Origin of the sequence: Cupriavidus sp. SHE (genome assembly GCF_000812445.1) — a bacterium.
GTDB lineage: Bacteria > Pseudomonadota > Gammaproteobacteria > Burkholderiales > Burkholderiaceae > Cupriavidus > Cupriavidus metallidurans.
In genome coordinates this window covers 30,869-55,503 of record NZ_JWMB01000035.1, presented here as the reverse complement: position 1 = coordinate 55,503, position 24,635 = coordinate 30,869, and the positions used below count along the sequence as shown (strand labels likewise).

The 24,635-nt window shown below is 60.6% G+C and carries 27 protein-coding genes and 1 pseudogene; 12 read left to right on the top strand and 16 right to left on the bottom strand.

The features are described 5' to 3' along the window. Positions 1 to 25: 25 nt before the first annotated feature. A pseudogene (locus RN01_RS34660) lies at positions 26 to 321 on the top strand (SDR family oxidoreductase); the annotation flags it as partial. A gap of 45 nt (positions 322 to 366) precedes the next feature. Here the strand turns inward: RN01_RS34660 and RN01_RS17815 are convergent. The 7 genes from RN01_RS17815 to RN01_RS17785 form a co-directional block, all read right to left on the bottom strand. Beyond that, positions 367 to 942, bottom strand: a complete 576-nt coding sequence (locus tag RN01_RS17815; protein ID WP_017513322.1) for an Rrf2 family transcriptional regulator — start codon at positions 940 to 942, stop codon at positions 367 to 369. A 125-nt stretch (positions 943 to 1,067) separates the two neighbouring features. Further along, positions 1,068 to 2,627, bottom strand: coding sequence for a DHA2 family efflux MFS transporter permease subunit (locus RN01_RS17810; protein WP_024570096.1), 1,560 nt, complete (start codon positions 2,625 to 2,627; stop codon positions 1,068 to 1,070). 32 nt (positions 2,628 to 2,659) lie between these two features. After that, on the bottom strand, positions 2,660 to 3,934 hold the full coding sequence (locus tag RN01_RS17805) for an HlyD family efflux transporter periplasmic adaptor subunit (RefSeq protein WP_017513324.1): 1,275 nt from the start codon (positions 3,932 to 3,934) through the stop codon (positions 2,660 to 2,662). Positions 3,935 to 3,960: 26 nt separating this feature from the next. Next, positions 3,961 to 5,427 (bottom strand): efflux transporter outer membrane subunit, encoded by a 1,467-nt coding sequence (locus RN01_RS17800; protein WP_017513325.1) that lies wholly within the window; start codon positions 5,425 to 5,427, stop codon positions 3,961 to 3,963. 317 nt (positions 5,428 to 5,744) lie between these two features. Further along, complete coding sequence (locus tag RN01_RS17795; RefSeq protein WP_017513326.1) at positions 5,745 to 6,185, bottom strand: cupin domain-containing protein; 441 nt, start codon at positions 6,183 to 6,185, stop codon at positions 5,745 to 5,747. An 8-nt stretch (positions 6,186 to 6,193) separates the two neighbouring features. Then, positions 6,194 to 6,631 carry a carboxymuconolactone decarboxylase family protein gene (locus tag RN01_RS17790; protein ID WP_008652395.1) on the bottom strand — a complete coding sequence of 146 codons (438 nt, stop codon included), beginning with the start codon at positions 6,629 to 6,631 and terminating at the stop codon, positions 6,194 to 6,196. Positions 6,632 to 6,760: 129 nt separating this feature from the next. Next, positions 6,761 to 8,194, bottom strand: coding sequence for a PLP-dependent aminotransferase family protein (locus tag RN01_RS17785; protein WP_024570095.1), 1,434 nt, complete (start codon positions 8,192 to 8,194; stop codon positions 6,761 to 6,763). Between the two features lie 203 nt (positions 8,195 to 8,397). Here RN01_RS17785 and RN01_RS17780 point away from each other — a divergent pair, with 203 nt between their 5' ends. The 8 genes from RN01_RS17780 to RN01_RS17745 all read left to right on the top strand — a co-directional run bounded on the left by RN01_RS17780 (position 8,398) and on the right by RN01_RS17745 (position 15,519). Beyond that, a complete protein-coding gene (locus RN01_RS17780) occupies positions 8,398 to 9,117 on the top strand; it encodes an SDR family oxidoreductase (protein ID WP_011518808.1) in 720 nt (239 codons plus the stop codon). A gap of 271 nt (positions 9,118 to 9,388) precedes the next feature. Next, positions 9,389 to 10,390: an AraC family transcriptional regulator gene (locus RN01_RS17775; RefSeq protein ID WP_017512670.1), complete on the top strand. Its 1,002-nt coding sequence runs from the start codon at positions 9,389 to 9,391 to the stop codon at positions 10,388 to 10,390. Positions 10,391 to 10,393: 3 nt separating this feature from the next. Beyond that, on the top strand, positions 10,394 to 11,365 hold the full coding sequence (locus tag RN01_RS17770) for an AraC family transcriptional regulator (RefSeq protein ID WP_080672819.1): 972 nt from the start codon (positions 10,394 to 10,396) through the stop codon (positions 11,363 to 11,365). 156 nt (positions 11,366 to 11,521) lie between these two features. Further along, positions 11,522 to 13,111, top strand: a complete 1,590-nt coding sequence (locus RN01_RS17765) for a cbb3-type cytochrome c oxidase subunit I (RefSeq protein WP_017512672.1) — start codon at positions 11,522 to 11,524, stop codon at positions 13,109 to 13,111. After that, a complete protein-coding gene (locus RN01_RS17760) occupies positions 13,108 to 13,707 on the top strand; it encodes a cbb3-type cytochrome c oxidase subunit II (RefSeq protein ID WP_011518812.1) in 600 nt (199 codons plus the stop codon). Before RN01_RS17765 ends, RN01_RS17760 begins: the two co-directional genes overlap by 4 nt. 15 nt (positions 13,708 to 13,722) lie before the next feature. Next, positions 13,723 to 14,331: a cytochrome c gene (locus RN01_RS17755; RefSeq protein ID WP_017512673.1), complete on the top strand. Its 609-nt coding sequence runs from the start codon at positions 13,723 to 13,725 to the stop codon at positions 14,329 to 14,331. Then, complete coding sequence (locus tag RN01_RS17750; protein ID WP_017512674.1) at positions 14,297 to 14,947, top strand: SCO family protein; 651 nt, start codon at positions 14,297 to 14,299, stop codon at positions 14,945 to 14,947. Before RN01_RS17755 ends, RN01_RS17750 begins: the two co-directional genes overlap by 35 nt. A gap of 80 nt (positions 14,948 to 15,027) precedes the next feature. Beyond that, a complete protein-coding gene (locus RN01_RS17745; protein WP_017512675.1) occupies positions 15,028 to 15,519 on the top strand; it encodes a hypothetical protein in 492 nt (163 codons plus the stop codon). A gap of 391 nt (positions 15,520 to 15,910) precedes the next feature. Here the strand turns inward: RN01_RS17745 and RN01_RS17740 are convergent, their stop codons facing one another. The 3 genes from RN01_RS17740 to RN01_RS17730 all read right to left on the bottom strand — a co-directional run bounded on the left by RN01_RS17740 (position 15,911) and on the right by RN01_RS17730 (position 17,589). After that, positions 15,911 to 16,093, bottom strand: a complete 183-nt coding sequence (locus RN01_RS17740; RefSeq protein WP_017512676.1) for a hypothetical protein — start codon at positions 16,091 to 16,093, stop codon at positions 15,911 to 15,913. A gap of 260 nt (positions 16,094 to 16,353) precedes the next feature. Further along, positions 16,354 to 16,809: a cupin domain-containing protein gene (locus RN01_RS17735; protein WP_024570093.1), complete on the bottom strand. Its 456-nt coding sequence runs from the start codon at positions 16,807 to 16,809 to the stop codon at positions 16,354 to 16,356. Positions 16,810 to 16,941: 132 nt separating this feature from the next. Beyond that, a complete protein-coding gene (locus RN01_RS17730; RefSeq protein WP_017512678.1) occupies positions 16,942 to 17,589 on the bottom strand; it encodes a GntR family transcriptional regulator in 648 nt (215 codons plus the stop codon). Between the two features lie 58 nt (positions 17,590 to 17,647). Here RN01_RS17730 and RN01_RS17725 point away from each other — a divergent pair, with 58 nt between their 5' ends. Further along, complete coding sequence (locus RN01_RS17725; RefSeq protein ID WP_024570092.1) at positions 17,648 to 17,971, top strand: antibiotic biosynthesis monooxygenase; 324 nt, start codon at positions 17,648 to 17,650, stop codon at positions 17,969 to 17,971. A 269-nt stretch (positions 17,972 to 18,240) separates the two neighbouring features. Here the strand turns inward: RN01_RS17725 and RN01_RS17720 are convergent, their stop codons facing one another. Then, positions 18,241 to 18,702 carry an Lrp/AsnC family transcriptional regulator gene (locus RN01_RS17720; RefSeq protein WP_029700293.1) on the bottom strand — a complete coding sequence of 154 codons (462 nt, stop codon included), beginning with the start codon at positions 18,700 to 18,702 and terminating at the stop codon, positions 18,241 to 18,243. 126 nt (positions 18,703 to 18,828) lie between these two features. Between RN01_RS17720 and RN01_RS17715 the strand changes: the two genes are divergently transcribed. Then, the gene (locus RN01_RS17715) at positions 18,829 to 19,458 is read left to right on the top strand and encodes a LysE family translocator (RefSeq protein WP_017515242.1); all 630 of its coding nucleotides are present in this window, start codon (positions 18,829 to 18,831) and stop codon (positions 19,456 to 19,458) included. Positions 19,459 to 19,815: 357 nt separating this feature from the next. Here RN01_RS17715 and RN01_RS17710 read toward each other — a convergent pair whose 3' ends face one another. Both RN01_RS17710 and RN01_RS17705 read right to left on the bottom strand, forming a co-directional pair. Next, positions 19,816 to 20,142 carry an EthD family reductase gene (locus tag RN01_RS17710; protein ID WP_017515243.1) on the bottom strand — a complete coding sequence of 109 codons (327 nt, stop codon included), beginning with the start codon at positions 20,140 to 20,142 and terminating at the stop codon, positions 19,816 to 19,818. Between the two features lie 241 nt (positions 20,143 to 20,383). Then, positions 20,384 to 21,301, bottom strand: a complete 918-nt coding sequence (locus RN01_RS17705; RefSeq protein WP_017515244.1) for a LysR family transcriptional regulator — start codon at positions 21,299 to 21,301, stop codon at positions 20,384 to 20,386. A 139-nt stretch (positions 21,302 to 21,440) separates the two neighbouring features. Here RN01_RS17705 and RN01_RS17700 point away from each other — a divergent pair, with 139 nt between their 5' ends. Continuing rightward, on the top strand, positions 21,441 to 22,667 hold the full coding sequence (locus RN01_RS17700; RefSeq protein ID WP_024570090.1) for an FAD-dependent monooxygenase: 1,227 nt from the start codon (positions 21,441 to 21,443) through the stop codon (positions 22,665 to 22,667). A gap of 253 nt (positions 22,668 to 22,920) precedes the next feature. Here the strand turns inward: RN01_RS17700 and RN01_RS17695 are convergent, their stop codons facing one another. From RN01_RS17695 to RN01_RS17685, 3 genes are all read right to left on the bottom strand, one after another. Beyond that, the gene (locus tag RN01_RS17695; protein ID WP_128646689.1) at positions 22,921 to 23,496 is read right to left on the bottom strand and encodes a hypothetical protein; all 576 of its coding nucleotides are present in this window, start codon (positions 23,494 to 23,496) and stop codon (positions 22,921 to 22,923) included. A gap of 44 nt (positions 23,497 to 23,540) precedes the next feature. Continuing rightward, a complete protein-coding gene (locus tag RN01_RS17690) occupies positions 23,541 to 23,684 on the bottom strand; it encodes an entericidin A/B family lipoprotein (protein ID WP_008652347.1) in 144 nt (47 codons plus the stop codon). 544 nt (positions 23,685 to 24,228) lie between these two features. Further along, positions 24,229 to 24,579, bottom strand: a complete 351-nt coding sequence (locus RN01_RS17685) for a glyoxalase superfamily protein (protein WP_024570088.1) — start codon at positions 24,577 to 24,579, stop codon at positions 24,229 to 24,231. Between the last annotated feature and the right edge of the window lie 56 nt (positions 24,580 to 24,635).

The following is a 24,635-nucleotide window of genomic DNA, read 5'->3' as shown; positions in this document are numbered from 1 at the left end:
ATCGTCTTGTCTCGTTGTTCCTGAAGGAATGACGAAGACCGCGCAGCTCGGGCGCTCCCGCGGTCTTGCGGAGTCGTGGGCCGGAACGGGCGTGACCGAGAATGCGGTCTTACCGGGTCCGACAAGCTCTCGGGAGGCCAATCGTTCGAAGCATTCGAGAAGACCTTTTTCGAACAAGCACGCCCGACGTCGTTCCTCAAGCGATTCACTACCCCTGAAGAGGTTGCGAACCAGGTGGTTTACGTCTGCTCGCAAGCGTCTTCCGCGACAAATGACGCAGCATTGCGTGGGGATGGTGGTGTGGTTCGTGCCGCTTTCTGAGCAGCCTGTCAAATGAGAATCGCCTTCCATCTGGAAGGCGGCTTTTTATGCACGATTGCGCGTCCGTACGGACTTGCGCGCGGGCGGCAACGATTCTTCGGACTTCTCGCCGCGACGGTTGACGGAACGGGTCGTCAGCCATTGGACTACCTGCGTCCCGTAACTGTTGGGTGCCTTGTCGATGGCGCGATTGGCAATATCGAGTAGCGTGTGCTGCCTGAGCTCATGCCGCATCGCCTTCTCCGCCGATTGCATGACAGCATGGATCGAGCACACACCGCGCGTGGCCCAGGCGGGTGGTGCGTCGTCGAACACCGCGCAACGGTCGCGGATCTCCAGACAGTCGAACAACGGCTTGTCGCCATCGATGGCGACGACGACGTCGTGCACTGTGATCTTGTCTGCAGGCCGCGCGAGGCTGAAGCCGCCTCGTATGCCTTCGGTAGCGACGACGAGGTTTGCCTTCGCCAGCTTGGTGAACAGCTTTGCCAGATAGTCAGCGGGGATACCCTGTAGTTCCGCGAGATCCCTCACGCTTGCGGTTTCCACCGACGCCTGTGAGCGCGACAGGTAAAGGAGGCAATGCAACCCGTATTCCACACCGGTGCTGATGAATGACATGACAACTAAGAGTTATTGGATCGTAGTTGTCAGGTTATACAGGTGCGCGCTGATCCGCAAGCAAATGTACGTTTGGCGAGCACCTGCGATTCGTTCGGATGTACACGGGATCGTACTGACGACACCTAGTGGGCAGCGGATGCTGCACCGGACGCCGCACCACGCGCTGGCTTGGTCAGCCAGATCAGCGGAACGATGGCGACGAAGATGACGGCTGATATCCAGAAGATGTCGTTCAGTCCCAGCATGATCGCCTGGGTATTGAGCTGTCTTTCAAAGTAGGCGGTCGCCTGGCCAGGGGATAGGTGCATCACGGACTGGATGGCCTCCAGCGCGGCACTGTAGTTCGGATTACCAGGGTTTGCCTGTTCGACCAGTTGTGCGTGATGCAGTATGGCGCGGTCGTTCCACACAGTGGTCGCCAGCGACGTTCCCACCGCGCCGCAGAACACGCGGGCAAAGTTCGACAGTCCGGCCGCGGCGGGGATCTTTTCTGGTGGGAGACCGGAAAGAATGATGGCCGTCAACGGAACAAAGAACAATGCTGTTGGAATGCCCTGCAGCAGCGTTGGGAGAACCAACGTGAACGTGTCGACTCCCGTGGTGTAGTGGGAGCGCATGAAAAACACCGCGGCAAAGCCAAGAAACGAAAGGGTGGAGAGAATGCGCAACTCGGCTTTTGGCATCAGTTTGCCAAGCACCGGCGCAAGCACCACCGCGAAGATGCCCAATGGCGCGGTGACAAGGCCGGCATTGACGGCTGGATAGGCGAGGTACTGCTGCATCCATTGCGGCAGCACGACAAGATTCGCGAAAAAGACCGCGTAGGCCACCGATATTGCGATGGTGCCGGCCAGGAAGTTGCGTCCCTTGAACAGCCTCAAATCGACGATCGGATTGGCTTCGGTCAGTTCCCAGATCACGAAGAACAGGAAGCCGAGTAGGGCGACAATGGCCAGGCTGATAATCACCGGCGAAGCGAACCAGTCGAGATCCTTGCCTTTGTCCAGCATGATCTGAAGGGCTGCCACCCAGGTGACAAGGGCCGCTAGTCCTATGGCGTCGATCGGCAGAATCCGGGTCGTTGTCTCGCGACTACGATAGATCGCCCAGGTGACTGCGGCAGCAAATAGCCCAACGGGGATGTTGATATAGAAGATCCAGGACCAGGAATAGCTGTCGGTCATCCATCCCCCCAAAGCCGGGCCGGCTATTGGTCCCACGGTAGCGGTCATCGCCCACAACGCGAGTGCCTGACCGCTTTTCTCCTTGGGATAGGACCCCAGGAGAATTGCTTGCGAGAGCGGGATCATCGGACCCGCGACGGCTCCCTGAAGGATTCGCGCCGCGAGAAGAAAAGTGAGATTGGGCGCGACGCCGCATAGCCACGACGACAGGACGAACAGCAGAATCGATCCCACGAACAGACGGATCTGCCCCACGCGCTGGGTCAGCCACCCCGTTAGTGGAATGGCTACCGCATTGGCGGCCGCGAACAGCGTGATAACCCAAGTGCCTTCATCCACGGAGACGCCGAGGTTGCCAGAGATAGTCGGGATGGCGACATTGGCAATGGATGAATCCAGCACGTTCATGAATGTGGCCAGCGCGACGGCCAGACTGCCCATTGCCAGCTTGCCACCGGTCAGCGGCGGCGGTAATTCGCTTGTCATCGGATTTGCCATGATGCCCTCAGTTAGCGTTGGCGACTACGGTTTCACGAGGCCCTGGCGATTGCCGAAGGACTGGCCACCGGCCGCGCATTCCTGGTCGTTTCGTTTCGCGTGGCGATGTCGCCGTTGCTATTGCTGTTCCGGGCGATGATCCGATCGATCTCGCTGTCGGCTTCCGCACCGTAGCGTTCGAACACATCGGTGCGATAGGCGGTGCGAATTGGTGTGCTTGTGGCCTTGGCGGGGGAAAGCTCTCCGCCGCGCTCCCTGGTCTCCACATCGACCTGCATAGACAGGCCAACCTGCAGCGGGTGCGCGCGCAGCTCCACCGGATCCAGTGCGATTCGCACGGGCAGTCGCTGGACGACCTTGATCCAGTTGCCAGTCGCGTTCTGCGCTGGTAGCGCGGAGAACGCGCTACCGGTGCCCGCGGAGAAGCCGACGACCTTGCCGTGATAGGTCACCTTGCCGCCGTACAGATCAGCGTGGAGTTCTACTGGCTGGCCAATTCGAATGTGCTTGAGCTGAACCTCCTTGAAGTTGGCGTCTACCCAGACTCCATCGAGAGGCACGATGGCCATGAGTGGATTGCCAGGCGCAACACGTTGACCGACTTGCACGGATCGACGGGCGACATAGCCGGTCACGGGAGCGGGCAGTGTGTTTCGCGCATTGGCGAGATAGGCATCCCGCACGCGTGTGGCGGCCGCTTGAACGCTGGGGTGATTGGCCACGCTCGCCTGGTCGGTCAACGCATGGTTCGAGGCGAGTTGTTGCTTTGCCGTTTCCAGCGCGGCTTCGGCAGCCTTCACGGTGTCCCTTGCGTGCGCGACGTCCTCCGCGGCAACCGCGCCACTTTCCGAGGCTTCGGTTCGACGCCGCAGATCATCTCGCGCCCGGGAAAGGTCCACCTGCCGCTGTTGAACAGTTGCAGCCAGCGTGTTGTTGTTGACATATAAGGCACTCACCTGGCGAACGGTCTGCCCGAGCGCCGCCTCGGCATTGGCCAGGGCGATGCGCGCGTCTGCGGGGTCGAGCGTGACGATCGTATCGCCCGCGCTGACGATCTCCGTGTCGTCGGCATTGACTGCGACAACCGTCCCGCTCACCTGAGGGGTGAGTTGCACCAGATTGCCGTTGACGTAGGCGTCATCGGTGTCTTCGTGAAAGCGTGCCACGCTGTAGTAGTACGCGCCGTAGCCTGCCGCTGCCACCAGGGCGCCTAGCCCAAGCAGGGCCAGCAGACGCTTGCGGGTTCTCGGCGCGCCGGACGCGGCCTTGGGATTGTCAGTGGGGTTCGGGTTGGTCGTGGTCATCATGTCACCTGTATCTGTGGCGTGGCGGCTCACCGGGTTGTGTCCGCGCTTTGTGTGTCGTCGGCCGTGTACCCGCCGCCGAGGGCCGCTGCCAGCGCAATCTGGCGGTCGCGTCGTTGCATCCGGAGCGTTGTCACGGTCTGGCTGCTGGCCAATGCCGTGGTCTGCGCATTCAGCACCGTCAATTGCGTGGTCAGTCCGGCGCGGTACTGCGCCATCGCCAGTTTCAAGGCGCGTTGCGCGGCCTCGTCGGCTCGGACCGCGTTGATGATCTGGGCGTCGACGGAGCGAATGTCCGACAGTTGCGTGGCCACATCGGTCAATGCCTGGATCAGGGTGTCGTTGTAATTCGCCACGGCAAAGTCGAAGTCGGCGTAGCGTCCTTTCAGTTGCGCGCGCAGTGCGCCACCGTCGAAGATCGGCAGGTGGATGGCAGGGCCGGCGGAGACCGTGCGGCTCGCCGCATGCAGAAAGCGTCCCCACCCGAAAGCATCGAGGCCGATGGCAGCGCTCAGGTTGATGTCTGGGTAGAACTCGGCTTTCGCCACCTTGATGTCGTGAGTGGTGGCCTCCACTCTCCAGCGCGCGGCGACGATGTCGGGGCGGCGTGCCAGGAGGTCTGCCGGAAGGTTGTCAGGCAGATGAATTTCTTCGGCGCCACCGAGTGCCGGCTTGGCGATGGCGAGCCCGCGGTCCGGGCCTTTGCCGAGCAGCGCGCCAAGTTGGTAGCGGGTACGCTGGATACTTCCCTCAAGGGCCGAGACGGAAACTTGCGCCGCCGCGAGGTTCGCTTCGGCAGTCTGTTGCTCCACGGCGGTATCCAGTCCCATCCGGACCCGACCGCGTGTGACCCGCAGGACTTCTTCGCGTTGCGTGACTTCATCGCGCGCGATATCCAGAAGCGCGTACAAGCGAGCGAGCTCGTTGTAACTGCGGGCGATGGCCTGACTCAGGGTCAGCCTTACCTGCTCCGCTTCGGCCTCCGTCATGTGGACCATCGAGACCGCGGAACGGAGGGCTTCGCGATTCTTGCCCCAAAGATCGAGCTCGTAGGACGCGCTGATGATCGCCTTGTTTTCCGATTGCCACGTGCCGGCAAAGGCTGGCGGTATAAAGGTGCTTTCAGTCAGTCGCTGGCGAGTCCAGGAATACCCCGCGCCTACCTGAGGGAGGGTGTTCGCATTGGCGCTTTCGCTGAATGCCACGGCCGCCGCGATACGGGCACGTGCCTTGTCGATGGATGGGCTACCCGCCAAGGCTTCGTCGATCAGGGCCTTGAGTTGGGCGTCGCCAAACTGCGATGCCCAGTCCGTGGCGGGCCAATGCCCTCCCTCGGACGGCAGGCTTTGCGCAGTGGCAATCTGCGTCGGCAGTGCCATTTCCTTGTCGCTATGAATGCCCGCATAGTTCGCGCATCCGGCAAGTACTGCGGCCACTATCGTTGAGAGCGCGAGCAGTGTGGCGCGCTGCTTCGCCTGGGGTGATTGCCAAACCATTTTCCGACTCATCAATTGGTGTGGTGGATAAAGTGACTGGACGTGCATTCCTGAACTGATTTCGCCGTCCGCATATTTAACTGACTGGACAATAGTTGCCTAGGCAAATAAATTCAAGGCGCGCAGCGATGGATTCTTTCAATCGGCTCGATTGCGAAAACCGATGCGCTGTATTGGCCTAGGCGGCCGATGCGCGAACGACAAAAGCGATGACAGGGCGACGCGTCGCCCTGTCAATCTGGGGTGGATTTCAGGACGGGCGGCAGCGTCGCGACATCAGGCCGGGCTGCCCAACTGCATGTCCGGGCTCCCGGTGCTTAGCGAGCGTCCAGCGGCAGCTTCACCGGCGTGTTGCCCTCCGCAATTCCGTAGACAAGCAACTTCGCAGGCTTGGTGGAACTGGCATTGCGGGACACCAGGTGCTTCGCGCCCGGCGGTTCATACCAGGCTTCTCCCGCCTTGTAGACGCGGGCAGGTTGGCCATCGAGCTGGGATTCCACTTCACCGTCGAGCACATAGGCGAAGATCGAACCTGGATGTCGATGTGGCTCAGAGGCTTGCCCCGGTTTGTAGGCCACCGTGATCATGAACACATGACGTCCTTTGGCCTCGGGGATGTCCTGCTTCATCACCGGCGTTGTTGTCTCGTGTCCGGCTTCGTGCGCAAGTGCCGGCCTGGCGGCTGTCATGGTGCAGAGCAGCATGGCGGCAATCAGGGGCACCTGAAGCGCAGTGCGACGTATGGCGAGCGCTGTCATGGCGGACCTCACGCTGGTGTCTTGCGGAACGAAATCGCGAAACGGTTCCACGTATTGATGGTCGAGATCAGAAGCGTCAGGTCCACGAGTTCCGCGTCGTCGAAGTGCGGCCGCACGGCGGTCCAGACTTCATCTGGCACATGATCCTGAGATACGAGCGTGACGGCTTCGGTCCAGGCCAGCGCCGCGCGTTCGCGATCTGTGAAGAAGGGTGTTTCGCGCCAGACGGACAGCGTGGCAAGGCGGCGATCGTCTTCTCCGCCCTTGCGCGCGTCCGCGGTATGAAGGTCGATGCAGTAGGCGCAGCCGTTGATCAGGGAGGCGCGGAGCCGAATCAGCTCCACCAGGGACTTCTCGAGGCTGGATTCGCTGATGCGCTTTTCCAGACCAAGCAGCGCCTTGATGGCGTTCGGGTTGGCATTGTAGAAATCGAGACGTTGGGTCATGACTTTTCCTTGGCTTGTTCATATGCGTGCCGGCTGGCACGCCTCAGACGCAAGCTTAGGCAATGAAGTGGTGACCTTTTAGTACCGATTTATGGCTATTTTGAGGTGACCAATTTTCGGGGCACGCCATCAGCGCCGGGTGGCGTGAAGTGTTTCGCCGAGTTGGATCAGGCCACTCCGCATATCGTCCACACCGATGCCGCCGTAGCCAAACAGGATGCCTTGCCGCGAAGGCTGGGAATTGAACATCCTGGAAATGCCGTACAGGCCCACCGATGCCTGGTTGGCCCGGGCAATGACGTCTGCTTCGTTTGTATCGTCGGCCAGTATCGCGACCAGATGGATGCCGGCCACGGACGGTAGCGGTGTGAAGACGTCGGACAGGTCGCCCTGCAGGTACTCCAGCAGCGTCGCGCGTCGCCTGGCATATTCCCTGTGCATGTGGCGCAGATGCTTGGCGAAGTATCCGTCCAGCATGAACTTGCCCAAGGCGGTCTGCATCAGGGTGCTGCTATGCCAGTCACTGACCTGCTTGGCCTTTCGAAGCGTGGCTGCCAGGGACGATGGCGGAATCATGTAGCCGATCCGCAGTTCCGGAAAGATGGTCTTCGAGAACGTGCCAACGTATGCAACGACTCCGGCGTTGTCGAGACTCTTCAATGATTCCATCGGTCGGCCCTCGAAGCGGTATTCGCCGTCATAGTCATCCTCGATCACGAGAGCGCCTCGCCGGTGCGCCCATTCGAGCAGGGCAAGGCGGCGCTCGAGCGTCATCGGCATGCCTAGCGGAAACTGGTGGGACGGCGTGACATAGACCATCCTCGCCTTCGACGGCAGGGCATCCACCCGCAGACCGTCCTTGTCGACCGGTACGTCGACCACCTTGGCGCCCGCCGCGGTGAAGACGCTTCGCGCGGGCGGATAGCCGGGATCTTCCACCGCGATCACATCGCCTGGCCGGATGACCGCGCGCGCCAGCAGTTCAATGGCCTGTTGCGCCCCGTTGGTAACGATGACGTCCTGCCAGTTGCTGACCACCGCGCGGTTCGAAGCCAGATAACGCGAGATCGCCAGACGCAGTTCCTGATCGCCCGATGGGTCGTGATAGGAGCCGTTTCCGCGCGCCTGGATGCGCAGCGCGTGGCTAACGCATTTGCGCCATTTGTCGAACGGAAACAGGCGCTTGTCGGTGACGCCGCCTACGAAATCGAAGCGCGCCGGCATGTCTTTCCGGCTCGCGGGCAATGCCTCGGGTAGCGTTTCCCACACCGCTCCAGTGGCCTGCACGATCCGCTCGCGCGGCGGCGTAGGCGCCAGGCGCGTCATCTCTTCGGACACGAAGGTTCCGTCGCCGGTACGGGACCGCAGATAGCCTTCGCCGATCAACCGCTCGAACACATCGAGCGTCGTCTTTCTGGAGACGTCGAGCTCCGAGGCCAGCGTGCGTGTGGAGGGTAGGCGTTCTCCTGGCGCGAGCCGTCCGTCGACGATGCTGGCGCGAATCTGTCGATAGATCTGACCGGCCAGGTCACGGCGGCCGCGGAGCTTGATGTGGGCGTTCATCTTGTAGGCGCGAATGACGATTCCGCCGGATTCTAGGGCTAGTTGCGGCGTTGAAGAGGAGTACGCGGCCCGAAACCACACTGGCGATGTGGGGTCTCGGCGCGTTCGTTGTGTTTTGTATCGATCGATCTATAATAATTTCGTAGCAATCGATACAAAATCGGCCGGAGCGAGGGCGCTCCGGCACGGAACCTGGATATGCAATGTCACACAAGACTTTCCTGATCACCGGTGCGAGCAAGGGAATCGGCCGGGCCTTGTCCCATCGCCTGGCGGCTGCCGGGCACAAAGTGATCGGCGTCGCGCGTAACGCCGACCCCGGTTTCCCCGGCATTCTGGTGCCCATCGATCTCACGGACCCGGTTGCCACTGAACATGCGCTGACGACACTGAGGTCCGAGCACGTGATCGACGGTGTCGTGAACAACGTGGGGTTCATCGAGCTTGCGCCACTTGGCAATATCGACCTGGACGCCATGGACGACATGTTTCGGTCGAACCTGCGGCCAGCCGTTCAGCTTGTCCAGGCGCTGTTGCCGGATATGCGGGAGCGGGGTTGGGGCCGTATCGTGAACCTGTCGAGCCTTGTCGTGCTGGGCGTTGCGAACCGCTCCGTCTATGCCGCGGCCAAAAGCGCCATGATCAGCTTCACACGAACGTGGGCACTCGAACTCGCTCCCACCGGGATCACGGTGAATGCGGTCGCGCCGGGGCCTGTTGAAACCGAAATGTTCCGTGCCAATACGCCACAAGGCAGCGATGCGGAGAAGCGATTTCTGTCCATGGTGCCGATGGGGCGTCTGGGCAAGCCGGACGAACTGGCCGCCGCGATCGAATTCCTGCTTTCCGAGCCTGCCGGCTTTATTACGGGGCAGACGCTGTTCGTGGATGGCGGCGCGTCGATTGGCAAGGCAGCGCTCTAGCGCCCGGGACAGTGCCCCGTAGTCTTGCGATGGAAGGGCATGTCGCGGAGACGACCGGTGGCACCGCCGAAGGGCGGCGAGACATCTTGTGGCCTCGTTGGCCCGTTTGTCCTCTTTGGCCGATTGGCACGCAGCGGCCAGACGATCGTGACATCTGGCACTTATATCCCGGTTGCGCTGGCCGCGCGCGGTCACACTGGCATCAAATCCCATGAGATGGCCGCCGATACCAGACGGGGAGAGGCGGCCGTTCCGACCATGAGGTCTCGCCATGCGTGCCCAATCGCCCCTGTTGATCAGGAACTGGTCCACCAGCGATGTTCCGCAAAGCCAGCGGTACGACTACTACGCCCATGCCTTGGCAACAGCAATTTTCCCGATCCAGTTGAGCGGGAGCGCGCCGAGTGCCTTTGGCGTGGACATGTCCGCGGCCGACCTGGGCGGCATGACAGTCATCCGCCAGCGCGGAACCCCGCACCGTTGCTTTGCCGACAGAGGCAATATCGCGAGAGCCGAGGGGCGAACATTCCACTTGCTTACCAGCACGCGATCCGCATGGACACTGGAGCACTTGACGCGAGAACGTCTGGGGCCCGGCGACGTCATCATGTGCGACTCGTCTATTCCGTTCAATCTCGAGATCGGCAACGATTTCAACATCGTTCACGTTGCGCTGTCGGAAGCCTGGATCCGGCAGTGGCTGCCCGCACCGTCCGTCCTGGTCGGCGCTAGGATAGACGCGAACGATAGCTGGGGCCGCGCGCTATCGGCATTCCTACAGAGTCTGGAACCCGCACGGCTCGCCGATTATCCGCTGCCACGGTCATTCATTGGCGACCACATCGGATCGCTGCTGGCGTTCCTTGCGCAAAGCAGGAGCGCAGTTCCATCGAAGCCAGCCAAAACCGAGCGTGCCGCGGTGCTGGATCGCATTCGCGACTGCATGGCCGGACAGTCGCGCGAGGCGACGCTGTGCGCGGCCGACGTCGCTGCAGCCGTAAGCATTTCGGTCCGCAGTCTCCATCGCCACTTCGCAAGATCGTCCACGACGTTTGGAGCCGTACTGATGGCCATGCGATGCGCGGATGCGGTTCGGATGCTGGAATCATCGAGCTTCAGCAGGCTGACCGTCGCCGAGATTGGGCGGCGGGCGGGGTTTGCCGATGCCGCCCATTTTTCCCGGGTGATGCGTGCTCGCGTGGGGCACACGCCAAACCAGCTCCGCCGCGCGCACGCTGGCCCCTCGTCCCGCGACGATCCGAAGGAGGAGTAAACCGTGAGCGCAATCGTGACCTGGTCGACTAACGCCGTTCCCCGAACGCAGCGACTTGACTACTTCGCCGCGGCGTTGTCCTCGGCCCTTGTCCCAATGCAGGTGGAGGCCACACACACGGGTGCGCTCGCATCGCATATGTCGATGCTCGACATCGATGACGTAGACGTGCTGTCGCAATGCGGATCCGCGCATCGGTCATTGCGCGGTCGCGCGGAGCTTGCGCGGAGTGGTGCGCACACCTACCACCTCATCGTGAATCGACGCGCAGCCTGGTACGTGGAACACGCGGGCGCCACGCGCGTGCGGGCGGGGCAGGCATTCCTGATCGATTCGGCAAGGGCCAATCTTATCGAAATGCCGTCAGCCTACGAGGTCATTCACGTGAAGATGCCCGAAGCATGGCTGCGCCGCTGGGTGCGGGAGCCGAGCCGGATGGTTGGCCGGCCGCTCGGCGGCGAGGCAGGCCAGATGGATCATGCGCTGGCGGCGTTCGTGGCCGGAATGACGCCACACGCGCTGCGCGATGGACCGTTACCGGCATCGATGATGATCGATCATCTCGGCGCCATGCTCGCCATGGCGAGCGGAACAACAGGAAAACCGGTCGTGGCCTCTTCCGCCGCGCTTGCGCTCTACAACAAGGTGTTCGCCTGCATTGCCAACCGGAGCGCGGAGCCCCTGCTGAGCCCCGGCGACATCGCGAATTCGCTGGCGATTGCAGAGAGCGAATTGCACAGTGTGCTCGCGTCGTTCGGCGACACCTTTGCGAGCTTGCTTGTCACGCATCGTCTCGCCAATGCGCGTCGGATGTTGGCGTCTCGCGCATTCGAGGCATTTGCTGTGCCCGAGATCGCGCTTCGCGCCGGCTTTTCTCGCGGCGCCGATTTGACGAAGCTGCTTGAGCCTGGCGATGCATCGGCCAGCGATGCCCGCGAAGCGCAGGACCGGGCGAAGCGTCTCCGACCCTCGTAGCGTCGACGCCGCTCCAATGGCTACCTGAAAATACATCAAAAGTGGCTATGTGAAGTAACCGGGTGTCGACCGTAAGCTCCGGCACCAGCACATTTCATCGTTCGCCTCGAACTCACAAGCGGATTCACGTCGGATACGCGTTGCCTGCGAGTCTTCATGAATACAGTCGCCATCCTGATGTCGGCGTTTCTGCTTTCAGTGCTTGCCCTCGGGGCATTCATCTGGAGTATGCGGAAGGGCCTGTTTGATACCTCGCCGGCCGCGGCACGCGTGATCTTCGCCGATGAGGAGGCTGGGCATCCGGAAGACCCAGCTTCGGCGCGCCATGGAATCGTCGACCGGTCGCGCGAAGAAGCCGACCGGTCATCCGCGCCAGTCGTGTTCCTGTTCATCTGTTGCGCGATGGTATGGCTTCTGGTTGCTTCGGTCGCCGGCCTGACGGCGTCGATAAAGCTGCACGAACCCGATCTGCTGGCTTCGGTGCCATGGCTGTCTTTTGGTCGGATACGCACGATTCATCTGAACGCGGTGGCCTATGGCTGGGCGCCAATGGCAGGGCTTGGCATCGCGATGTTTCTGCTGCCGCGCCTGCTGAAGACCGAACTGATGGGCGGGCGCTGGGCGGTGCTGGGGGCCGCGCTCTGGAATGCCGGGTTGATCGCGGGTATCGGCAGTATCGCGGCGGGCATTTCCGATGGACTCGAATGGCTGGAGATTCCCTGGCAGGTTGACATCCTGTTCGTGATCGGCGGGGCTTTCGTCGGCTTTCCCCTTGTGTTGACGCTGGTGAATCGCAAGGTCGACCACCTCTATGTTTCCGTCTGGTACATGGGATGCGCGTTGTTCTGGTTCCCCGTGCTCTTTCTCGTTGCCAACATTCCGGGTCTCCATTTCGGCGTGGAGCAGGCCACCATGAACTGGTGGTTCGGGCATAACGTGCTGGGTCTGTTCTACACGCCGCTTGCGCTTGCCTCGATCTACTACTTCCTGCCGAAGATCATTGGGCAGCCTGTCAGGTCTTATGGCTTGTCATTGCTTGGGTTCTGGGCGCTGGCTTTCTTCTACGGACAAGTGGGCGGGCACCACCTGGTGGGCGGACCGGTACCGGGGTGGCTGATCACACTGTCAATCGTGCAGAGCATGATGATGTTGATTCCAGTCATCGCGTTCTCAATCAACCAGCACCAGACGCTACGAGGCCATTTTCGCCAGCTGATCGAATCCCCGACGCTTCGGTTCGTGACTTTCGGCGGCATGATGTACACGCTGAGCTCGATTCAGGGTTCCTTCGAGGCGTTGCGAGCCGTCAATCGCGTCACCCACTTCACGCACTACACGGTCGCACACGCGCATCTTGGCCTCTATGCCTTCGTGAGCTTCGCGTTCTTTGGCGCGATCTACTTCATCGTGCCGCGTATCACCGGTCGCGAGTGGCCGTACCGTTGGATGATCTATTGCCACTTCTGGCTGGCTGCTGGCGGGATCGGCGTCTACTTCGTCAGTCTGACCATTGGCGGTTGGCTGCAGGGCATGGCCATGCTTGATGCCGCTCGTCCGTTCATGGATTCGGTGCAGGTGACCATTCCTTATCTGAAGGCGCGGTCGGTGGGCGGCACGATGATGCTGGCCGGCCACCTTTGTCTTGTTGCGAATTTCGTATGCGCGATCTTCGGGTTTGGTCCCAACCGCGATCGTCCTGCGCTATTTCACCGGGGCAGCAAGCCGGAGCAGGGAGTGGGAACATGAACAACGAAAACGCACTGCTTGCCGGTGGCATGACGATGCTGGCGATCGCCACCAGCGCATTGGTCGTGATCCCGTACCTGCAGTTGCACGACGTGAAGCCAACGCCAGGCCTGAAGCCGTACACCACCGCGGAGTTGCGTGGGCGCGGCGTGTATATCGCCAATGGCTGCATCTACTGTCATTCGCAGCAACCACGAGACAGCAGTTTCGCGCCCGATGCCAAACGTGGCTGGGGGCGAGCCGCCGTTGCCGGCGACTACTACTACGACAGCCCCCATCTTCTCGGCACCATGCGAACGGGGCCGGATCTGATGAACATCGGGGTGCGCCAGCCCAGCGCAGACTGGCATCTCGGCCATCTGTACCAGCCCCGTGCCTATGTCAGCGGCAGCATCATGCCGAGCTATCCATACCTGTTCGATGCCAAGGACGCTCCCGATGCCGGCGAGAAGGCCATCACCTTGCCACCAGGCTACGCGCCAGTTGGCAAGGTGATTGTTCCCACTGCGGCGGCGCTGGATCTTGTGGCATACCTGCAGTCACTGAACCGGACCGGGCCCGTATTGCCGCCGATCAATGGCGCCGCGGCGCGCTGAAGGCAGGAGACTGCAATGACCGATGTTCGGGAAACACGGCAGGCCGACGCGGCGCGTGCGCGCGAGCATGAAGACCCGCATGAGAACCAGGCGCCCATTCCGCGCTATGTGCTGGCAATGGTTGCCGTTCTGGTGGCATGGGGGGCGTGGTACATCGCCACGGCTCCAATCAATCAGGCGCCCGAACTGGGCGATCGCCGCACGCTGGCGGACCTGCGCGGCAATGCGAAGGGCGCTGGAGCGAAGGTCGACGGCGCCGCAATCTTTCAGAGCCGCTGCGTGGCTTGCCACCAATCCAATGGACAAGGCTTGCCAGGCGTCTTTCCGCCCCTTGCCGGATCGGAATGGGTCAACGGTAACGAGTCCCGTGTCGCACGGATTGTATTGCGAGGCGTGACCGGCAAGCTGACCGTCAAGGGCGCGGTCTATAACGGGGCGATGCCGGCATTTGCCGACCAGCTTACCGATGCCGAGATCGCGGCCGTACTGACACATGTACGCGCCCAGTGGGGAAATAGTGCTTCGGCAATTTCGGCGGAAACCGTTGCGGCATCGCGTGCCGACACCGCCGGCATGAAAGGATCTTTCGATGGCGACGCCGCGCTTGGCGGGTCCGGCGGCTAGGCCGTGGCTGGCGCTTGGCGCCGTACTGGCGGCGGGCATCGGCGGGCTGCACGCGCTGACCTACGGGCTGTCGGCCTGGACACTGGACGAGCGGCGTGACCTGCGGATCGCGTCGCTGGATCTTCAAATGCCAGCGACTGCAGTGCAGAACCAGCAAGGGCATGGTGTGCAACTGTTCTCCGGAAACGCGACGTCGACGGTGTACATCGTGGATTTCATCTACACACGCTGCAATACCGTATGTAGCGCGCTGGGCGGAGAGTTCGCGCAGTTGTCTCGGCAGGTCAAGGCCGACGGCTTGTCAGGTCAACTTGGTCTTGTTTCGATTTCACTCGACGCGCGCGATACGGCTGGCGACTTGAAAACGTACGCAGCAACGTATCGGGCGAGCTTGCCGGAGTGGGAGGTGGTCACCGCAAGCGATTCGCGCGAACTGAAGGCGTTGCTACGCCAGGCGGATGTGATAGCGATCCCGGATGGGATGGGCGGCATCACGCATAACGGGGCACTCGACGTGGTTTCCGCGAATGGTGTGGTTTTGGCCACGTATCCAATGGAGCAATTTCAACAGGCGTACTTGTTTGCACGAAGCCTCGTGCGTCAGGCGGCACGATGAGCAGGAGGTCATGGCATTGCGTTCTGCTGATTTGCCTGATTCCGGCGCTGCCCCCGCTCCGTGACGTCGTCGAGGCATCAATGTCTTCGCTGATGTTGTGTCTGCTGCCATGTCTGGCCGTGGCGGGTTGGGCCTTCGCCGAGCTATATGTAAAAAGTCGCCGGAGCCTAGTGGACGCGATGCGGTCTTACGGACTCGCTCTCTGTACCCTGAGCACATTCGCATATGGTGTCTGGATGGTGCCCATTGCCATTGACCTATCCAGAATGTCGATGGCTACGGGCATTGCGCGCGATGTTTCGGTGTGCGTGGCGGGATTCTCGATGGCGCTCGCAATCCGCATCTCGCCGTGGCCCGTTTTGCTCTTCTTCGCTGGCAACTTGGTCTGGATGGGCGTGACAGTTGGATTGGTCTTCGTTGAAGAGCCGGTGCGACTCTGCGCGAATTATCTGCTCGGAGACCAACATCAGGCCGGAGCGGGCATCGTCGCTTACTCGGCCGGCGCTGGACTTTGGTTGCTCGGGTGGGTTTGTCGCAAGGTGGGTCTCGCGGATCTATCATCGGATATCTAGTTGGCTTCACTCCGCATTTGAGGCTGAAGGTAGTGGCATTTCGGTCGTCCAGTTGGGGGGGAGATCCGACAGCCAAGGCAGATTGCCGCAGTATCCTGCGACGCTGTTTAACGAGGTGGCGTCGACGCGGGGTCTCCTGCGAATGGCGGGACATTCGTGTAGGCGGCCTACGGTCGCAGGAGTAAAAAAGAGCGCAGCTCACGCTGCGCTTACCCATTGCGGCCACGTATGGGGAGTCATGTGCGGCGCATCCGGAGGAGAAAATGAGCGCCCTTGCACGCGCTCCAGGTACCGGGAGAGAGAACGATACCCGGATCCACTGTAGCGGCTCCGCCACGGAGGTTGAAGTACCTGCCGCGGCTATCTGTTTTCAGATTTTCTCAACACTGCATCAGGCGTTGGCACCGCCGTCGATCTGCAGGACGGTGCCCGTCGCGAAGCCGTTCGTCATCAGAAACAGGCCCGCCTGCGCGAGTTCCGATGCAGTACCCACGCGACCGACCGGCAGCCCATCGCCGATGCCGTGTAGCACGCTGGCGCGCGCTGCCAAGATCAGGAGACAGATTGCCAACATTCTCGCGCACCAGATTCGCGACGGATGGAGGGACGTCATGAACCGCCAGGACGAAACGAAATGCTGGGAGACCTATCAGATCCAACGCGTTGTTGCCGTCGGCGACCCAATACGCAATGGTCGAGTCTGGCCGAACTCGGAACTTGGAGGTCGCTCCCCTGGGGTCAATCTACCGCCAGCGTCGCGAGCGTCCGCACCCGCTCTGGAAGCAAACCTCAACTTCCGCGAAAGCGGTCGTTCGCAGGTTCGGTTGCTTCGGGTTAACTGCTCTGATCCACAAAGACCTTGTTGACACCGGCCTTGTACAGTCGCTTTCCCTGCTTCGGATATTCACACACGTCGTGTTCCGGTCGGTCGCCTGCGACGATGTAAACCAAGGGCACATCGCCTGTATTCAGCATCGTGTGTGCGACACCACCGCGTGGGAATCCCATGAAATCTCCGGGGCCAATCGGATAAGTGCGGTCGTCAACAGTCGCCGTACCAATGCCGGAAAGAATGTAGACGCACTCTTCAGCATAGAGATGCCGGTGATATTCGGTCGATTCGTGTCCCGGCATCAGCGTCATCAGATGAAAGCCGAGTTGCGTTAGCCCCGTCGCATCGCCAAGCGATCTCTTCAACCGAACGGCATTCTCGTTCAACGGATGGACGGAACGCGCTGGTTCCATCGCCACGATGTCTGCGGCTGTCAACAATTCACGTGGATTACTCATCGTCTATCTTGTCCGAATATGGCAACGCGCGAAGGCGCGGAAAGTGTGCATTTCGTGGTGGTGCGTTGAAGATCGCACCACGACACGTAATCCCAATGACTGCGGTCCCTGGAACGGTGTACCACCTGACGTTCATGGCATCCCTTTCCGGACCAGTTGCTCAACGATGCGTTTAGCTGAGGCGAGATGCGCAACGGTCATCGATCGAGCACCCTTTGCGTTCCCGTCGGTGCACGCCTTGAGGATCTCAGCATGTTCACGCTGAAACATCTTTGTATCTGCTAGTAGAGTGGACTGCAAGCGCTCGTATCGTTCCACTTGGGTTCGCAGATCTCGTATCGAATTGAGCTGGCGCGTATTGCCGCACGGCGCGTAGAGAAGCTCGTGAAACTCACGATTGAGTTGCCCCTGTTTTTCTCGACTCTTTGCGTCTCCGAGCAAGCGATGGACTAGCTCGACCCGAGATAGCGTCTCATCGTCCATATGCTTGACTGCTTGATAGATGGCGTCTCCTTCAAGCAGCATGCGTAGACTGTAAATCTCTTCCACATCCGCAGGCGAGAGTGTTCGAACTACCGCACCGCGGTTTCTGTTGATCTCGACGAGTCCCTCGGACTCCAGTCTCTGCAGCGCCTCGCGCAAAGGGATTCTGCTGACGCCAAATTTTTCGGCCAGATCACGCTCAACCAGTCGCGTCCCATCCATCGCTTCGCCACTTGCGATCAGTTCGCGGAGCGACTCGGCAACTAGATCTGCCGTCGACTCAGACCGTCGTTCCATATGTCACGCTTCCCTCAATATTTTGGCATAATGGTATACCAACTATCAGGGGGTATCGATGTCAATCGCAGCAACGCCGGCCGCTCCGTACTACGCGGTGATCTTCACCTCCATCCGTAGCGACGGGGATAACGGGTACGGAGAGATGGCCCATGTGATGCTCGAAGCTGCCAGTAAGCAGCCAGGATTCCTCGGCGCCGAATCAGCGAGGGAAGGCTTGGGCATCACGGTGTCCTACTGGGACAGTCTGGAATCCATTGCGGCATGGAAGCGAGATTCAGCCCATCTGCAGGCACAAAAGCTCGGTCGAGAAAAATGGTATGAGGGCTACAAGACGCGCATTTGCAGGGTCGAACGTGATTACGACTTTTCGAGAAGTTGATCACGCAGACTTGGGGGCACCCTGCCAAGTTACGCGACGGGCCAAGCCTTCGCGGTAATCGCCTGATCATCCGGGGGAATCGCGACGCTAGCCTGCTACAGCCGACACGGCTGAGATACTCGCAGCCCCCTTTGCTCCGCCGATTGGGCCGTATTGCGACCATCCCGTAGCCCGTAGCCCGTAGCCCGTAGCCCGTAGCCCGTAGCCTGTTTGCACGGGGCACGTTCACCAGCCGGGAAAAGGTCGCCCTCGGGGGCGGCCCTAGGCGCTCAAAGCAACGGCAGACCCGCGTCTCGCTTGACCTCACGCATTGAAAACATGGACTCAACGGACGTGACGCCGGGTAGCGTACGCAGCACATCGTTCATGAACAGCCCGTAGTCGTCCATGTCCTTGGCGACGACCTGCAATAGATAGTCGGCACTACCGGATATGTTGTGGCATGACACGATGCGAGGAATCGCCTGGATCTCGCGTTCGAACCGGTCAGACAGTTCACGCGTGTGTACGCCAAAACGCACGCACGCAAATGCGAGCACCCCCAGTTTCAATGCAGACCGCGACAGTATCGTGCGATAGCCGTCAATGTACCCTTCGGCCTCGAGCCGCTTGAGGCGGCGCGCGCATGGTGTTTCAGTGAGACTAACGGCCTCGGCCAGGTTTGCGATACTGGCGCGCCCGTCTTTTTGCAGCGCCAGCAGGAGGGCGTGGTCTATCTTGTCGAGGGCCATGATCAGGTTCCTAGGGGGTTTTGAATGTTAGCGGATTCCTCCATCGATAGTGATAATTGCGCCGAAAATCGCCGTAAAAACCCATTTTGATGGCGGGAAAATGGACTCCCCAGACAGGAGTTCACCATGATTTCCGTACACGCCTTGATTGCGTTTATCGGCGCACTCGCCGTCGTCTATGCAATACCAGGCCCCGACATGGCGTTGGTGCTTCAGACGAGCACTTCCCGGGGGATTCGACATGGCGTTGCGAATACCGCGGGCCTCGCGATCGCGCGAGCGACACACGTGACGCTTTCGGCTTGCGGGGTCGCCGCCCTGTTGAAGGCCTCACCCGGACTGTACGAGGGGGTGCGCATTGTCGGCGCCTTGTACCTTGCCTACGTGGCAATTCAGATTCTCCGCAGCCGCGGCTTTGGCCTGAAAGCCGATGGGGGGCATGCCGGGTTTGCGCCGTCACTGCGCTCCTCGTTTGCCAAGGGGATGCTTAGCAGCCTGCTAAATCCAAAGGCACTTCTGTTCTGTTCCGTGCTGTTGCCGCAATTCATTGACCCGCAAGGTGCACCAGTCTGGTCGCAAGTGACTGAGCTTGGTGTCGTCCTCGTTCTGACAGGAATTGCCTTTGACCTGGCCTGTGTGTTCGGGGCGTCGCACCTGACGTCCTTTCTGCGGCACAGCCCACGCGCCGAGCGGTTTCAACGCTGGTCCTTCGCGGCGGTGCTCCTGGCTTTTGCAATCCGGATTCCGTTCGCGTAAGCGGTTACGGCTGTTAGCGCAGTAAAAAGAATGCGAAATCAGACGGCGATACAAGGCTGAGTGACGTGGTTATTAGAAAAGCGGATGCGGGCCCCTATGTTGCGAACCGCAGGTGTTGAATAAGGCGGCGGATCGTGTTCGTTGAGCAGTCGTTCGCCAACTGACTCCGACTGCGAAGGACCGCTTCTGGCCGGGCCCGACTCGATTAGCTAGGTCACGAGTGGACCGCTATTCGCACTCCTTCGGACGGTGGCTGCGCGATACCTGCCCGGAAGCGCCTTTCAATCAAGCGTGAGCCTATGGCTGTTGCCAACTGATAAGAGGCGTCCGGGCGTCGTCAGACTAGATCCGCTGCGCTCAACGATCCGACCGTTCGACGACGACCTCGCTGACCTGGACCACTGGCGCGATGTCGGTGTAGTTGGCGATGTCGCCCAGGATCTCGGCGCCGTGCTCTTGCATGGCGGCTTGGTAGCCTTCGGCCGAATCACAAATGAACGCGCACATCGCCACGAAGGCGGGCGGTGCACCTGGTGCTCTGCCGGCAAGGCCTTTTTCGACGGTGTAGTAGGCGCAGGCACTGCCAAGCCTCGCCTTCACCATCGGCATGTGCTGGTCGCGGTAGTAGACGTGGTCGAAGCGTGCGCCTTCGGTGTACGGATACATCACGGTGACCTTGATCATGGGATTCTCCTTACATTGCATTGAATGAGATATCGGGCGGTAGAACGTTATGCATCATAGTCGCGTCTCGCGAGCGACTGCTCCTGGTTGCGGATTCAACCGGTCAACGCAACGTACTGATGAAACCTTTCAGCCGGCGTATCGAAGTTCAACGTCTTGCGAGTGCGCCTGGAATATGGTTTGCGATCTTAGGTCGCAAGACCCATTGCAGACATTCGGCGATTCAGATGCATCGCGCATTTCACCTCTCGAGGTTGCCCAATTCGCCTAGCCTCATCTGAATGAATTCCAGCAATGCCCGCACACGCGCTGTTACGGAATGCCGGTGGCTGTAGGCACCAAGCAATTGCAACGGCGCAGGACACAGGTCCAGTGTCACCTCTTGCAATCGGCCAGCGGCAAGATCTTCCTGGCATGGGTAAGCCGCCACAATCGCGAAACCGATGCCCTGCCGTGCGCCTGCCACGGCCAGTTCTCCGCTGTTGACGCGGTAGCGGCTACGGACCGGCACCTTGACGATTTCGCCCGCCGCGCCCTGAAACTGCCACGGCTGGCCCTTCAGTGCGCTGAGGGTGGTGATGCAGGGCAGAGATTTCAGCTCTCGCACATAGTGTGGCATTCCAGTCTTGGCCAGCAAGGAGGGAGCTGCGACCACGATGCTGGGCAGTGTGGCGAGTTCGCGGGTGATGAAGGCACTGTCCTCCTGATGACCCCGATGGAAGACGATGGAAAGGTCGACGTCCTCTCGAAGCACTTCCAGTCCGGTCATCCGGGTATCGCATTCCAGCTCGATGCCGGGATGGAGGCTACAGAATTCGGCAAGGATGGGAGCCAGCAGCCTTGGCGCTTCGCCGGGCATGCACATCTTCAGAGGGCCGCGCAATTCGCGCTGTACCACGCCAAGCTCTTCCGCCGTGGAGAGCAAGGTGTCGAGCAAGGGCTTTGCGCGTTCGTAGAGCAGCCGGCCGGCTTCCGTCATGCGCAGATGGCGGGTACTTCTCTCCAGCAGGCGTACGCCGAGTCTGCGCTCCAGTGCTGCGACGTGGCGGCTGACATTCGACGAGGGCATGGCCAACAGGCGTGATGCGCCAGCAAAGCTCTGCTCATCGACGACTGCCGCGTAGACACGGACAGTGTTCAGATCAAGTGCATTGCGCATTGATTATCCCGTTTGAGGTATGAAATCTGCCCATTTTCGCACGCTAGTTCTCGGTACTGGTGGAATCTAAGATGCCCTTTTTGTCCGATGCATCACCCTTGGCCGTGCGTCAGGACAGTTTGAGAAGGAGAGCTTCAACGTGGAAATTGGAATACTTGGTGGCGGCATTGCCGGTCTGAGCGTGGCGCTAGCCTTGCACCAGCAGGGGTACCAGCCCCGCGTCTATGAGCGCCGGGCGGAGCCTGCGACCATGGGAGCTGGCGTGACGCTCTGGCCCAATGCTGGCTTTGTGCTGCAAGAGCTGGGACTGCTGCGAGACATTGAGGCTGTTGGCGGCCGGCCTGTGATGGCGCATCGCTACGATGAGGCAGGCAACGCTCTGGGAGGCGTCGACATTGCATTGCTGGATCGGACGATGGGGTATCCGACCCAAACGGTGCTGCGCCGGGACTTGCAGGCTGTGTTGCTAAAACATGCGGCGCGGGCAGGTATCCCGGTGGAGTTCGGACACCGGGCGGCGGCCATCGATCTGGATGCCCATGGCAGGGCTGTGGCCCATTTTGAGAACGGCGTGAGCATCCGTCCGGACTTGCTCATCGGCGCCGACGGCCGTATGGATTCGGTGGCACGCAAATTTGTTGCGGGTGACAACACGCCGATCTACCAGGGCTTCGTGAACTGGATCGGCGTGGCGCAAGGACAAAGTGCGCTGGTCGACGACATCGCGATTCAAGACTTCTGGGGGGCGGGCACGCGCTTCGGATGCGTGGCAATCCGGACCGATTTGCTCTACTGGGCAGCGGCGCAGGCGCGGCCATTACCTGGGGAAACTTCCACCTCAGAAATTCGCAAGGAGATTGAGGATCTATTCGCCGGATGGCCCGAGCCTGTCGCCCGCATCATTCAGGCTACGCCTGCGCATGCCATCCGGCTGATTGCTGTGCATGACCTGGAGCCACTGCATACATGGAGTCGGGCAAATGTGTTGTTGATTGGAGATGCTGCACATGCGCCTTTGCCGACGTCGGGGCAAGGTGCCTGCCAGGCACTGGAAGATGCATGGCATCTAGCCCGGTGCCTGGAGGGCGCAGGCGGCAGCCTGGACGAAGTCTTCCAGCAATTCACAAAAATCCGCAGTCCCAAGACTACCAAGCTGGTCGAACAGGGACGGATCTTTGCGCGCGCCCTGTTTGCGATGGACCCAGAAACCTGTCGCATCCGCAACGAGCGGGCCAAGGCATCCAATCCTGTCCGTGATGTGCAGATATTGGCTGAGGGATGGGCGCAAGGATTACCCATGCCACTCTATGCAAGCGGCATGCCTGTGGATGGCGTCGGCGTCAGCAGTCTGTACGCTCCTGAATAAGCTTGCCAGACTAGACAACGGTTGGAGTCCCCCGCAGTGAGACTTGTCACGGTGAACTGTTGACCTGTGTCTTTTACACGAGAAGAACCAGATGGCCTTTAGCAAGCGGATCGTTGCAAATGTCTGCTCTTGGCCGAACGCTGACATAGGGGCACTGTTTCCCTCTGGGGCCGCATGACACGGCCGCCGAAGGCAGCTATCGGCCATCTGCGAACCTTCGCCAAAGGGTCCACAGTGACACTCAATTGATGGATCAATCCAGATAGTGGACGTTCCGATTTAATACCGTGCGGTTCGCCAGTAGATGCCGATCGGCGCGCAATCGGCGGAGGTCCCTTACCGGCGAATTGAAAACCGGCTTCGTCGGGTGACTATTCGCCGGATCCGACCGGGTGCTCACCGTCTGCGCGAAGCGTTCCTCGATGACAACAACGCGCTGCGAGTCAGACTGAGGCAGCAGCGTGTCGCCGATGGAGTCCGTAACGTTCAGCCCCAGCACCGCAGGAACGGGCGCGGGCATCCCCTCGAGCTCCGGCCCCGGCGCGCTGCTGCCTGGGCCCATGCCGTACATGCTGTAGCGATCTACGCCCTCGGGTTGCTTGCCACCGAACCGTACGTGACAGGGGTGGGACAAGGTGCTTTCGCTCGACAGCCCCGTCTGTAGATAATCTGCCACGTCTACGCCACGTTCCACGCCGCAATGACTGCCGTACCGAAAGTCAGCCAGCGGCGCGTGCTCCTGGATGGCGCTGCCCGCGTGTTGCATATCCGAGTTCTCCGGATCACGGCGTATGGCATTCGTAGACGATCGCGATGGTTCTTCGCTCATGGTGTCTTTCTCCTTGGCGACGAAGCCGCTGACCTGCCGGCACACTACATCTTTTGCTTTGTGCTCTCCGCAGCGCCCTGCACCTTCTCGCCGCCGCGTTCGATGTCCTTGCCCGCGCCTGAAATGGTGTTGCAGCCAGCGATCAACAGCATGCCTGCGAGAGTGATAAGTGCGTACAGTTTCCTCATGACGATCTCCTTGCTTCCTTTCGATGCGGGCACGCCCCGCTGATGGACTAGCCCGGACTGCTTAATTGAGCGTAGCAAGCAAGAAACTGTGCGAGCAGTCAGCATTCGTCCTACATCGGTGTCGGCGGGCAGCGCAATGGGCTGTTCCTCAATTGGCAACCCCGCATTGGAACGTTCCATATGAGCGATCGCATCGGTTTCGCTCGCGCAGATCATAAGGACGCACGCTCTTCGAGGACCCTATGAACACCTGCAGCTATCGCAGCGCCGCGAGAGGCGCAGGCGCAGGCGCCGTGCGGCGCTGCGATATGGTGCTTCAAAGCGACTACTGGCTCTCGCCGCGCTCCAGGATTGGAGGAATTCCGACATCGGTATCGATGGAATCCACCTGGAACAAAACTGCGAATATCGAAAGGTGGAGCGTCGAAAGATGGAGCGTTCTAGATGGAGCGTTCTGTTTGGCAGACATCTGCACTAAGCGGAAGTCGCGGCCTGCTTCGCCTCACAGTTCACGACCGCTCCACGCTGGCATCTGCACATGCGGCTACGTGTGAGCGAGGATGTTGACCAGCTTTCCATAGGGGTCTCGGACGAAGAATCTGCGCACGCCCCAAGGCTCGTCGACTGGCCCACGTTCAATGGAAAAGCCTGCATCTCGCATACGCCGGTGCGCCTCGTCCACGTCATCCACTTCAATTGACAGGTCCGGCACAGGCGCGCCGGATCCGCCCTCTGTTGCAAAACTGACTTGAATAGTCATTTCAGATTGCGAGCCGTAGGTTCGAATCCACCCGTGGTCCATCAGGAGCTCAAGGCCAAGAACATCGTGATAGAAGGCGCGAGCACGCGTTACATCAGCGACTTCAATATTGGCCACTACACGTTTGACTTTCAAATTGCACTCCTTCTGGTTTATTAGGCCTGGCTGCCAATGACCAGAAGCGGGCGCGC

Bases quoted from the DNA above. Each gene is read 5' to 3' on its own strand.
- RN01_RS17735 (WP_024570093.1), bottom strand. From the start codon at position 16,809: ATGAGTAATCCACGTGAATTGTTGACAGCCGCAGACATCGTGGCGATG.
- RN01_RS17715 (WP_017515242.1), top strand. From the start codon at position 18,829: ATGATTTCCGTACACGCCTTGATTGCGTTTATCGGCGCACTCGCCGTC.
- RN01_RS17760 (WP_011518812.1), top strand. From the start codon at position 13,108: ATGAACAACGAAAACGCACTGCTTGCCGGTGGCATGACGATGCTGGCG.
- RN01_RS17720 (WP_029700293.1), bottom strand. From the start codon at position 18,702: ATGGCCCTCGACAAGATAGACCACGCCCTCCTGCTGGCGCTGCAAAAA.
- RN01_RS17725 (WP_024570092.1), top strand. From the start codon at position 17,648: ATGTCAATCGCAGCAACGCCGGCCGCTCCGTACTACGCGGTGATCTTC.
- RN01_RS17775 (WP_017512670.1), top strand. From the start codon at position 9,389: ATGCGTGCCCAATCGCCCCTGTTGATCAGGAACTGGTCCACCAGCGAT.
- RN01_RS17755 (WP_017512673.1), top strand. From the start codon at position 13,723: ATGACCGATGTTCGGGAAACACGGCAGGCCGACGCGGCGCGTGCGCGC.
- RN01_RS17745 (WP_017512675.1), top strand. From the start codon at position 15,028: ATGTCTTCGCTGATGTTGTGTCTGCTGCCATGTCTGGCCGTGGCGGGT.
- RN01_RS17695 (WP_128646689.1), bottom strand. From the start codon at position 23,496: ATGAGCGAAGAACCATCGCGATCGTCTACGAATGCCATACGCCGTGAT.
- RN01_RS17780 (WP_011518808.1), top strand. From the start codon at position 8,398: ATGTCACACAAGACTTTCCTGATCACCGGTGCGAGCAAGGGAATCGGC.
- RN01_RS17750 (WP_017512674.1), top strand. From the start codon at position 14,297: ATGGCGACGCCGCGCTTGGCGGGTCCGGCGGCTAGGCCGTGGCTGGCG.
- RN01_RS17710 (WP_017515243.1), bottom strand. From the start codon at position 20,142: ATGATCAAGGTCACCGTGATGTATCCGTACACCGAAGGCGCACGCTTC.
- RN01_RS17795 (WP_017513326.1), bottom strand. From the start codon at position 6,185: ATGACAGCGCTCGCCATACGTCGCACTGCGCTTCAGGTGCCCCTGATT.
- RN01_RS17815 (WP_017513322.1), bottom strand. From the start codon at position 942: ATGTCATTCATCAGCACCGGTGTGGAATACGGGTTGCATTGCCTCCTT.
- RN01_RS17705 (WP_017515244.1), bottom strand. From the start codon at position 21,301: ATGCGCAATGCACTTGATCTGAACACTGTCCGTGTCTACGCGGCAGTC.
- RN01_RS17690 (WP_008652347.1), bottom strand. From the start codon at position 23,684: ATGAGGAAACTGTACGCACTTATCACTCTCGCAGGCATGCTGTTGATC.
- RN01_RS17810 (WP_024570096.1), bottom strand. From the start codon at position 2,627: ATGGCAAATCCGATGACAAGCGAATTACCGCCGCCGCTGACCGGTGGC.
- RN01_RS17730 (WP_017512678.1), bottom strand. From the start codon at position 17,589: ATGGAACGACGGTCTGAGTCGACGGCAGATCTAGTTGCCGAGTCGCTC.
- RN01_RS17805 (WP_017513324.1), bottom strand. From the start codon at position 3,934: ATGATGACCACGACCAACCCGAACCCCACTGACAATCCCAAGGCCGCG.
- RN01_RS17790 (WP_008652395.1), bottom strand. From the start codon at position 6,631: ATGACCCAACGTCTCGATTTCTACAATGCCAACCCGAACGCCATCAAG.
- RN01_RS17765 (WP_017512672.1), top strand. From the start codon at position 11,522: ATGAATACAGTCGCCATCCTGATGTCGGCGTTTCTGCTTTCAGTGCTT.
- RN01_RS17740 (WP_017512676.1), bottom strand. From the start codon at position 16,093: ATGTTGGCAATCTGTCTCCTGATCTTGGCAGCGCGCGCCAGCGTGCTA.
- RN01_RS17800 (WP_017513325.1), bottom strand. From the start codon at position 5,427: ATGGTTTGGCAATCACCCCAGGCGAAGCAGCGCGCCACACTGCTCGCG.
- RN01_RS17785 (WP_024570095.1), bottom strand. From the start codon at position 8,194: ATGAACGCCCACATCAAGCTCCGCGGCCGCCGTGACCTGGCCGGTCAG.